The sequence below is a fragment of the Streptococcus sp. 2020WUSS084 genome, from assembly GCF_044427445.1.
Classification (GTDB): domain Bacteria; phylum Bacillota; class Bacilli; order Lactobacillales; family Streptococcaceae; genus Streptococcus; species Streptococcus suis.
Window position 1 is genome coordinate 147,887 of sequence record NZ_JAOTGC010000005.1, and the last position, 10,657, is coordinate 158,543.

General features: G+C 43.1%; 7 protein-coding genes. 2 read left to right on the forward strand and 5 right to left on the reverse strand.

The genetic code is table 11. From position 1 onward, the window contains the following. Position 1: 1 nt before the first annotated feature. The 5 genes from ODU50_RS04685 to pbp2a all read right to left on the reverse strand — a co-directional run bounded on the left by ODU50_RS04685 (position 2) and on the right by pbp2a (position 8,457). Positions 2–5,080: a S8 family serine peptidase gene (locus ODU50_RS04685; protein ID WP_105152913.1), complete on the reverse strand. Its 5,079-nt coding sequence runs from the start codon at positions 5,078–5,080 to the stop codon at positions 2–4. Between the two features lie 142 nt (positions 5,081–5,222). Further along, positions 5,223–5,762 carry a transcription termination/antitermination protein NusG gene (nusG, locus tag ODU50_RS04690; RefSeq protein WP_002940254.1) on the reverse strand — a complete coding sequence of 180 codons (540 nt, stop codon included), beginning with the start codon at positions 5,760–5,762 and terminating at the stop codon, positions 5,223–5,225. 109 nt (positions 5,763–5,871) lie between these two features. Further along, positions 5,872–6,048 carry a preprotein translocase subunit SecE gene (secE, locus tag ODU50_RS04695; protein ID WP_002940255.1) on the reverse strand — a complete coding sequence of 59 codons (177 nt, stop codon included), beginning with the start codon at positions 6,046–6,048 and terminating at the stop codon, positions 5,872–5,874. 9 nt (positions 6,049–6,057) lie between these two features. Beyond that, positions 6,058–6,210 carry a 50S ribosomal protein L33 gene (gene rpmG, locus ODU50_RS04700; RefSeq protein ID WP_002940258.1) on the reverse strand — a complete coding sequence of 51 codons (153 nt, stop codon included), beginning with the start codon at positions 6,208–6,210 and terminating at the stop codon, positions 6,058–6,060. 33 nt (positions 6,211–6,243) lie between these two features. Further along, positions 6,244–8,457 carry a penicillin-binding protein PBP2A gene (pbp2a, locus tag ODU50_RS04705; protein WP_398581336.1) on the reverse strand — a complete coding sequence of 738 codons (2,214 nt, stop codon included), beginning with the start codon at positions 8,455–8,457 and terminating at the stop codon, positions 6,244–6,246. Positions 8,458–8,609: 152 nt separating this feature from the next. On the opposite strand from pbp2a, the gene ODU50_RS04710 reads away from it, so the two are divergent. After that, a complete protein-coding gene (locus ODU50_RS04710; RefSeq protein WP_105152911.1) occupies positions 8,610–9,578 on the forward strand; it encodes an NAD(P)/FAD-dependent oxidoreductase in 969 nt (322 codons plus the stop codon). 1 nt (position 9,579) lies between these two features. Beyond that, complete coding sequence (locus ODU50_RS04715) at positions 9,580–10,449, forward strand: RluA family pseudouridine synthase (protein ID WP_105152910.1); 870 nt, start codon at positions 9,580–9,582, stop codon at positions 10,447–10,449. The last annotated feature ends 208 nt before the right edge of the window (positions 10,450–10,657 follow it).

Genomic DNA, 10,657 nt, shown 5'->3' on the forward strand with positions numbered 1-10,657 from the left:
GCTATTCTTTTCGCTTCAGATTTCCGAGGGCCATAGCTCCACCAAATAGACCTAACAAAGCACTTATAAAGACACTTCCCATGCTGTCCCCAGTTTGAGGCAGTTTCCCACTAGTATCCGCTGCTAATGCACCTGTCTCTCCTCTTCCGCTTCTTTCAAAGAATTCTCTGTGAGGTACGGACACTTCTATTCTCTCGTCAGAAATTCCTAGTGGCTCCTCATGTTTTGTAAGTCTCCCCAAATGCTCCACACCGTCTTCTCTTGTACCGCCAGTTAACAGCGCGATTTCAGTGGATTCTGTTTGCGAAGCAAGTGAATTATCTTCTTTTGGCATTGGTACATGCGCTTCCGATTTCGGAACAGGAATGCTAGGGGCTTGATCCTTATCTGATTGCTCCACATGAAGGTCTTTTTCAGGAACTTGCTCAGATACTTCCTTGTCATTTAACCGTACCTTATATTTCTTCACAACAGCATTTCCAAAACTGTCACTCAAATCAAGTTTGACTGTATCCCCGTCTTTCAGACTATGTAGCTCATAGCGAAAGGCTTTTTCATTATTTCCATACTGCCTCCAGAAGCCTCCTCGAGCTACAAAATCTTCGTTGATCTTCAAGGACCAATAAATTCCATTATCCTTGGCGCTTCCGGTAAGTGTCAAGTGCCCATCAGCATCTGCCAGGAGAACTCCTGCATACTGATTTTCCTCGTCTTCATCTTCTTCACTATCCACTACCTGTCGTTCCAATGGCAGCACCTCATTTTCCAGCTGTAAAACAGGGTTTTCTGTATCAACCAACATCTGATATTTCTTCGTGTAAGTCAACTCATCCGCCTCATTGTACACACTTATATCCACAACATTTCCCTCTTCAATCAGGGTAACTGGATAGGTCAACTTGCCATCCTCAAAATAGCGTTTTTCACCACCATTGATGCGCACAGAATGAGCTTGTTCGGTTTCTGCTTCTATTTCAAATGTAAATAGATAAGTCCCATCTTCTTGCTTTTTGAAGTCGACCAACTCGCTATCTAGCTCACGACCAAGACTTTCTTTATTGAAACGAATCGGGTCAATCAACCAGTTATTAACAGTAATCGGAACTTCTGTTTCCTCCTCCTCATCCAGACTCTCTGGACTTGTATTGATACGAAGGTCCTTTAATTTATTGCCCTTCTCATCTACCGCAGTTAACATGATGGCTCTAGGAAAATCAGATTTAAAGAAGTCTTGCTCAAAACTGCCGTCTTCTTTTACATCTATGATTTTCAGCTCTCCCTTACCAATGTCTAGATTGGAATAGTAAAGTTTGATATTTTTAGGAAGACTAACATTATCACTCACTTTCCCCTTCAATGTAAAACGTCCGTTTTTACCAATCTGGATAACCTCTTCATCTTCTTCATCTTTTTCAATATCAAGATTAATCGTCGGCTTTTCATTATCTACCAAATAATTCAAGGTTTTAGTGTAAATAAGCTTGCCATCCTTATCTTTCAAGATTAATTCAAAACTATGGCGTCCATCTGATTGCTCTGGAATCTGGAGAGATAGTTGACCATTCTCAAGAGAGTAATTCACAGCCTGAGCATCCAAGTTAGCCTGCACATCGGAAACTTGCGCTGAGACGTTCGCTTTAATTTCTACAGTTTTCTTACTGCGAGTTGCCATCAAATCTTCCAAATTTTTAAACTGGATTACAGGCGCCACTAAGTCTTTTTCAACAGCAACCACATTACCCGCTATATCCATCACTTCAACACGGAGATGATTTTTAGCATCGAGTGGCAGTTCCACTTCTTTGAGATGGTAATGTAGTTGACCTGCATCATCTACAACCTTTTCAACAAGAAGATCTTCTCCATTTAGATTAGCTCGAACCTCCCAAACTTTATTATTATCCTTGGCTGTGACGACCAGCTCTCTATGGCTGGTTAGACGATTGGTATCAATCGCGACAATTTCTGGCTTTTGATTATCAATTTTGACTGGCAGATAGGTATACTGATAGGCACCATTTTCTTTATTTTTTACCCGCAATCTAAAGAAATATTGTCCTTCCGGTGCCGGTACATTTTCATCCTTGCTTGCATCGTACACTTTCCCATCCCAACGGTGTAATTCTATCGGAGTACGAAGCTTGGAATACTCCGAAAGACTTTCAAAATAATCTACATAGCGAACACGAGACAGCATAGTTCCTGTATCAATTCGCCTTAAAACAGGAGCATCTTCTGTAGCTTCTTTTACAATATCCAAATCATAGTTGGTAATATCCCTCAATAGTGCAAATCGAACAAAGGCATTCCCAATCTGACTATCCGAATGCTGGTTTTGAATTGCGATATTGTCTGGATTGAGAGGCGATTGATTATCTTGAATCTTTTCACGCCCAAGTTCAATATAGCGCCCAGACTTATTGTGTTTATAGCTAGATAAAACTGAGGTCAGTTTCAATTTAGAACTGGTTTCCCAAGCCGGTGCATCAACAATCCTTTCTTTTGACCAGTCACCAACAAAGCCAAAATAAGGTATGCTGATGTCAGACTGCCCCTCCGTCAATGATTTGAAGTAAATATACCCTTCTGCAAACTGGTCTTTCGCTTCTCCTGCATCCAATTTCAGGCGAATGGTTTTCTTCTCTTTCGGACCCAGTTGAATGGATTGCTCAGAAAGATGAAGACTCGAACCCTTGATTTCTGTCGCATGAATCTCTTTAACTACTTTTCCAGAACGTCCTATTCTATCAACAGGAACATCTTGACTAGTCAATACTTTCCCAGCTGAAATAGCAAAGCTTCTTTGTTGGTTCCCCAGATTTTCCAAGGTTACCTCAAATTCTGTCTCACGCCCTATTTCTTTTAATTCCACCCCTCCTTTTAGACGGTGGTGAAGAATCACGTCTGTTTCAAAGGCTCTATCGATCTGCAGCAGACCAGCACCTTGTTGTCTCGGAGAATTTTCCAAAGCATGCCCAGATGAATCTAGAAGATCAATCAAAGGGGTAGCAGTATTCATCAAAATGATTCTCAGCAAATCCATCCTAGTCATGCCTTCTGGTGGTGTCATTTGGCGAATCCGTGGCAATAAAAGTGCACTGGCACCCGCCACAATTGGCGAAGCCATCGAAGTCCCTGACATGGAGCCATAACGATTGTCATTCAAGGTTGCATAAACATCCTCTCCTGGTGCCACAATCTCTGGCTTCAATTCTAAGTTGACCGTAGGACCCCAACTAGAAAAGCCTGATACAGTTGGCACTTCAATCAACTTCTTCATTCCAATTGTAGGTTTAAGAACCAAACCAGTGTTACCTTGCGATTGGTTGGCAACTTCTAATAATCGCCTTCCATCTTCCCCGCTAAGACTAATTCCCCAGATAGAGGAGTAGGAAAGCAAAGTCTTATCATCTACCAATAACTGATGGGTCCTATAATAATCCTTGTTCCATCCCTGATCAGTATTTATCACAATAATTCCAGCAACATCCTTGAATTTCAAATTACGAACAGCATCTTTCAAGTCAAACTTATCTTTTTTGATAACCGCTACTTTACCAGCCAAATCAAGCCCTTGCACTTCTTCCCAATGACCATTTCCAGCATCTACAAATTCATATCTTCCCTCTGTAAGCGTTGTATAGCCAATAGGATAGTAACCAAAAGACTGTCCATTCAGCATAAATTCTCGTTGAACAAGATGGGTATTTCTCGCCGAACCAACCGCGATAACTGCGGGAGTCGCTGCTACGCCAACTGTTGTTGCCGTATCCACAGCTCCCAAGGCATTATTTGTATGCAGGTCAAAGGAGGTGTCTGAAGAGGAGGCGCCAGCATTACCAATAGCTGCTGTAATGATAATCCCCTTTTCTGCTGCCCTCTTAGCAATCGTGTAGTAAGCATTCCCTGGCAGCCCGCTATCATAATAACCAACGCTCAAGCTGATGACATCTGCCCCGTGTTTGATAGCATCTTCAATGGCAGCATAGGCAGCATCCTCCGTCTCAGCTTTATAATTTTTAGGGTCATTTGAAAAAATCTTGTAGACTAGCAGTTGTGCGTTGGGAGCAATCCCATCAACTCCCTTTTTAGACGCAACTTCTTCGTCTGTTGCATTTCCAGCCAGAGTTCCTGCTATGTGCATACCATGTGGTTCGTGGGTATCATCGTAAAGATTATCGTTACCAGATACATAATTATAGCCATGGGGAACTTTCAGTGTGTATGTTCCTGTCGTAGATGGAGTAATGTCCTTGATTTTAGGAATGACACCATCATCCAACCTCATGTCTTTGTGCTTAATATCCAAACCGGAGTCAATGACTGCAATCACCATTCCGCGACCATCTGTCTGATATTTAGAACTTGCTTTTAAGGCACCAACCAGCTGTTTAGCAGTATGAAGAGTCGGTCGGATACGGCGACTCTCTTCTAAAGAGGTTAATTCGGTAATTGCCTTCACATCAGACAAACTTTCTTTCCCTACCTCTACAGATGCTCCCGTTAAAACCTCCTTATACTCATGAACAATTTTAACGCCATCAATTTTCTTTAATTTATCCAATACAAGATTTCGGTTCTCTTCGGAAAATTGTAAAATATAGCGCCCTGTTGTCACCTCTTCTGGCTCAAGCTGTGATTCCTGCGGGATTGTTTGAGGAGCACTAGCTTCTTTTACGCTAATGTCTTCTTTTTCCCTTGACTCTTCTGTTGTCTTACCAGCTGTAGTTTTTATCTCGGTCGCAACTCGATCTGTGAGAAGACCTGATTCTTCACCCGCCTCTGTATCTACAACTTCTTCGACTGCTCCCTCTTCAGCAACTGGTTCATCCACCTGCTCCGTTTTAACTGACTCATCTGATAATGACCCATCTTCTTTTTTCTCTACCGCAGAATCTTGCTTGCTGTCCATATCCGTTGCGACCGCAACCGTAGACTCCAATCCTTCTCCACTAGTATCTGCTTGAACCATCGGAATACCTGTGATAAAAAATCCTATTGATACCGATGCCACACCGACACTTAACTTCTTGATGCTAAAGCGTTGTTTATTCTCAATTTGAGACCACTTCTGTTTCATAAAACCTCCGTTTTTTAATATTGATTAATTTATAAGTTAGGTATACCTAATTCTATAAAATTTTTAAATCTTTGGCAAGTTTTTTTTGAGTTAGCCTCAAAATCAAGAAAAAGCACAGGTTTCCCTGCGCTTTAACAACTTATTACAACTCAGCAATCTGGCTCAAGTTAACCTCTGCAATGGTATCATTACCAAACATAGAGATAACCATTTTGACCTTGTTGTTATCAATTTCTGTAATTTTACCTGTGTAGTCCGTGAAGGCACCGTCGATGATACGAACAGTGTCGCCAACTTTCACATCAATATCAAATTCTTGAACGGTTTGTCCCATAGACACCAAGATTTGACGGATTTCTTCTTCCAAAAGTGGAGTTGGTTTTGAACGGTTACCGTGTGAACCCACGAAACCTGTAACGTTTGGCGTGTTACGAACCACAAACCAAGCTTCATCGGTCATAACCATTTCAACCAAAACATAACCAGGGAAACGGTTTTCTTCTACTTCCTTGACCTCACCGTTCTTTTCAACCTGAACAGTCTGAGTTGGAATTTCCACACGGAGGATGTTTTCCAACATGTTATAAGTGTGGGCACGTTGGAGCAAGTTTTCCTTCACTTTATTTTCATATCCTGAGTAGGTCTGCAAAACAAACCAGCCTTTATCAAAACTATCGTACATTGTTACTTCCTTTCTTTGGAAACACGGAATTTTTAGACGCTAAAAAAAGCCCGAAGGCTTTCGCTTTTCCTTATTATATCACTTCCATTTTACAAATGGCAAGTATTTTCTAGAAAAGATTAATCAAGCTCATGATTCCTCGTGACAAAATCAAGTCAAAGAGGTAAACCACCGCTACGAAAAAGGCAGTATATTCCACTACAGACACGAAATCCGTCCAGCTCTGCTTACGAGTTGGCCAAGACGTATCTTTTAAAATGCGGATAATGTCTTTGATAAATTTCATGCGTGACTCCTATCTGGTTTCCTTGTGAACAGTGTATTGTCCACAGTGTTTACAAAATTTATTTACTTCTAACCGTGTTGGCTTGGGATTGCTCGAAAGGCTGATTGAATAGTTTCGAGAACCACAAACAGTACAGGCTAGGCTTGCTTTTTTTAGTGCCATAAAGCCCTCCATCCTTTTCATTCTACCATGTTTTTATGGATTTGACAACTCTCCAAACCAAGACGTGATGTTATCCCACAAGGTTTTTGCTCTTTCTGGTAACTGGGCATCGATTAGATTTTGTTTGGTTTGCTCAATCAAGTTTTTCGCCTGATCTGAAATTTCTTGTACCTGTTCTTGACCAAGGCTTGATTCAGTTTGCGCAGCTTCATCTGGAGCTACTTCTACAATACCATTTTGAACATAGGCATTCTCCACATCGAAGGAAGTCCCTGCTGTATTTGGCAAAATCGCATCAGCTACTGTGCGGAAGACTGTTGGAGCCATCCAGTAGCTACTGCTATCTATATAATGATTCTCATCCGTCTGTTCAAAACCAACCCATTGACTGATGACCAAATCAGGTGTATAAGCAATATACCACTGGTCATTAACAAGATTTACATCAAAACTTGTTTCGGTTGTTCCCGTTTTTCCTGCAAGATAGTAATTCGTCGCATCTGCAGATACACCTAAACCATTCGTATAGGTCCCAAGCATCATAGAGGTCATTTTATCTGCAACCGAGCGGTCAATTACTTTTGTACTTGTCTCGCGATGCTGAGCCAATACCTTTCCACTCGCTGTTTCAATACGTGTAATTAGATGAGCATCCTTCATTACACCATCATTCGCAAAAGCACTATAGGCCTGAGCCATTTGCAAGGGGTTCGTTTCCACACCTGATCCGATTGACGCACCAAGTACCTTTTCAACATTTTCCATATCAAGACCAAACTTTTGACCAAATTCAAAAGCTTTGTCAATCCCCAAGGTATTCACTATATAAGCTACTGGTAAATTGTAAGAGAGAGCCAAAGCTTGATACATTGGAATGGTATCGGAAGTCGAATAATCATAGTTATGCAAGGTGTAATCGCCGTAGGTTTCTGTATGGTTATCCAGAGCCATATCAATCGACCAGCCCGCCGCTACTGCTGGAGCATAGGCAACAAGAGGCTTAATCGTTGAACCAGGACTGCGCTTGGCTTGTGTCGCAAAGTTGAAAGTCCGAAAGACCGCATCCTCTGAACTGTTAACTCGGCCAACCAAGGCACGAACTCCACCAGTCGTCGGATCAAGAGCTACGCTGGCAGCCTGAGCATGGGTACCATCAAAACTTGATGTCGGGAACATAGTCTCATCATTAAAAATCACCTGCATACTGGCTTGAGAATTTTGATCCATCTCTGTGTAAATCCTATAGCCGTTATTAATAATGTCTGATTCTTTCAGTCCGTATCGCTCAATCGCCTCAGCAATCACAGCATCAAAATAGGATGGATAGGAATAATTGCTTTGTTTCCCTGTATAGGTATCTGAAAGCTGACTGGCTAGGTCTACTTGGAAACCTGCATCTGCAGTCGCCTGATCAATATAACCAGCATTGACCATGTTTTGCAGGACTGTATCCCGACGATTAACTGCATTTTCTAGAGAATAATAAGGATTATAAATCTCAGGTCCCTTGAGCATACCTGCAATGACGGCCGCTTGCTCAAGAGTAAGATCGCTGGCTGGAATACCGAAGTACTTTTGGCTTGCATCTTCCACTCCCCAAACACCATTCCCAAAATAGGCGTTATTGAGATACATGGTCAAAATTTCTTGCTTGCTGTACTTTTTATTGATTTCCAGAGCCAAAAAGAATTCTCGAGCCTTTCGACTGATGGTCTGATCCTGAGTTAGAAAGGCATTTTTTGCCAATTGCTGCGTAATGGTCGAGCCACCTCCAGACCGACCTAACGTCAAGGCAGCTAAAATTGTACGCTGGTAATTAATGCCTGAATTTTTGTAGAAGCTCCGATCTTCTGTAGCGATAACGGCATTCTCTAAATTATCAGAGACAGCATCCAGCTCTACATAGGTCCCCTTCTGACCAGACAATGTCCCAGCTTCCGCACCATCTTTATCGTAAATAATCGTTGTAGCTTTTAGCGCCTGCTGTAAATCACCAACATTAGCTGTCTTTGCAAGGAAAAATAGATAGCCACCTACTGTAAGAACTATCAGGACCATTAAAATGATTAAAATTTTAGTCAGTTGGTAACGCCGCCAAAATTTACGAATCGGCTCCGGAATACGTGATTTTTTCTTTGGTTTATCAACAGAGCCACGATTTCCTCTGCGGCGACGGCTAGGTCGGTCTTCATGATTAATTTGGAAATCTTCTGGAACTTCAATCGGCTGATGTTGCAAATCGTCCATACTTTACCTCTTTCTAGTGAATTTTGTACCATTATACACCATTTCGTAAAAACTAGCAGAAAAAAGCCTGCGATAACTTGTGACAACAGACAGGGAATTTTTTCCAAAAATATGATAAAATAGGGTCATTCTGAACAAAGAAGAGGATTCCCATGACACAAGTATATGACATTACCATCATCGGTGGCGGACCAGTCGGTTTATTCGCCGCCTTCTACGCTCATCTCCGTCAAGCCAAGGTCAAAATCATTGACTCCCTGCCCCAACTGGGTGGCCAGCCTGCCATTCTCTATCCTGAGAAGGCCATTTTAGACATTCCGGCCTTTCCAAGCCTGACAGGACAAGAGTTGACCGACAACCTCCTCGCTCAACTGGCTCCATTTGACACCACCATCTGCCTCAATGAAACCCTAACTGCCATTGAGCCTGGGGAGGTCATTTCCCTAACAACTAACAAGGGTAGCCATCAAACTAAGACTCTGATTATCGCCATGGGTGGCGGGGCCTTCAAGCCACGTCCGCTGGAGATTGACGGTGCTGACAGCTTTGACAACATCCACTACCACGTGTCCAACATCCAGCAGTATGCCGACAAGGACATCGTCGTCTTGGGTGGCGGTGACTCTGCGGTCGATTGGTCCCTGGCCTTTGAAAAAATCGCCAAGACCACTCACATCGTCCACCGTCGTGACAACTTCCGAGCCCTTGAGCACAGCGTAGAAGAGCTCAAGCAGTCTAGCGTCAGCATTCACACACCTTTTGTTCCTAAAGGACTTTCTGGAGAAAATGGCAGAGCTTCTAGCATTCATTTTGACAAGGTTAAGAGCGAGGACAAGCTCAGCCTGTCTTTCGATCACCTCTTTATCAACTACGGTTTCAAATCATCTGTCGGTACGCTGAAAGAATGGGGATTGGAGCTCAATCGCCACCGCATCGTGGTCAACAGCAAGCAAGAAACTTCTGTTCCTGGCATCTATGCTATCGGTGACTGTTGCTTCTACGAGGGCAAGGTTGACCTGATTGCGACTGGGATGGGCGAAGCCCCAACCGCAGTCAACAATGCCATGAACTACCTCAATCCAAATGAAAAGGTGCAACCCAAGCACTCGACCAGCCTATAAGATGAAAATTGATATTCGCATTCCCCAAGCCTTTCCACAACTGACTGTCAAGGAAGTCTTGGAAGATTATTTTCTTATTCCTAGAAAAATCCGCCACTTCCTCCGCACCAAGAAACAGGTCCGTGTCAACGGTGAACTGATTAACTGGCAGAGCCCGATTGCTGCAGGCGACCTGCTGGAATTGACCTTTGACCAGGAAGATTATCCAGAAAAAAGCATTCCTCTAGGACAGGCGGACTTGATTGAGGAACTCTACCAAGATGAGCATTTGATTATCGTCAACAAGCCCGAAGGTATGAAAACCCACGGCAATGAGCCGACGGAAATCGCCCTGCTCAACCATGTATCTGCCTATGTGGGTCAGACCTGCTATGTGGTCCACAGACTCGATATGGAAACCAGCGGAGCCATTCTCTTTGCTAAAAATCCCTTTATCCTGCCCATTCTCAATCGGCTTTTGGAGGACAAGGTCATCTATCGTGACTACCTGGCCCTCTGCCAAGGGGAGCTAAGAAAGACAGACTGGACTATCACTGATAAAATCGGACGGGACCGACACGACCGCAGAAAGCGGGTGGTCGACAACCGCAAGGGACAGGCCGCTTTGACCCAGGTCCATCTCTTGAAGAGCCTTGGCAAAAACAGTCTCGTTTCCTGTCGCCTTCAGACAGGGCGGACCCATCAGATTCGGGTGCATTTGGCTCATCATGGCCATGCTCTGATTGGCGACCCACTCTATAGTCGAATCGCAGCCCCCCGCCTCATGCTCCACGCCAAAAAACTCAGCTTAACGCACCCGCTGACCCTTGAAGAAATCAGCGTGGAAGCACGATCGGAGAGTTTTGAGAAAGTCTTAAAAAACATGAAATAAATAGCTGTACCCTTAGAGCTCTATATCCCTATTTCACTGGACTAATCCAGTGAATTTTTTTATGCTTCCACTAACCAAAAAGAGGCTGGGCAAAAACTAGCTTCTCACATATAAAAAACGAGCAATTCCAATTAGGAGTTGCTCGTTTTCCACTTCATGCTTTATAATTATAATAACCACAAAACAACTAGAAAGGCATGAAAATGTA

Excerpts from the sequence above, each read along its gene's own strand:
- ODU50_RS04685 (WP_105152913.1), bottom strand. The coding sequence starts at position 5,080 with ATGAAACAGAAGTGGTCTCAAATTGAGAATAAACAACGCTTTAGCATC.
- nusG (WP_002940254.1), bottom strand. The coding sequence starts at position 5,762 with ATGTACGATAGTTTTGATAAAGGCTGGTTTGTTTTGCAGACCTACTCA.
- secE (WP_002940255.1), bottom strand. The coding sequence starts at position 6,048 with ATGAAATTTATCAAAGACATTATCCGCATTTTAAAAGATACGTCTTGG.
- rpmG (WP_002940258.1), bottom strand. The coding sequence starts at position 6,210 with ATGGCACTAAAAAAAGCAAGCCTAGCCTGTACTGTTTGTGGTTCTCGA.
- pbp2a (WP_398581336.1), bottom strand. The coding sequence starts at position 8,457 with ATGGACGATTTGCAACATCAGCCGATTGAAGTTCCAGAAGATTTCCAA.
- ODU50_RS04710 (WP_105152911.1), top strand. The coding sequence starts at position 8,610 with ATGACACAAGTATATGACATTACCATCATCGGTGGCGGACCAGTCGGT.
- ODU50_RS04715 (WP_105152910.1), top strand. The coding sequence starts at position 9,580 with ATGAAAATTGATATTCGCATTCCCCAAGCCTTTCCACAACTGACTGTC.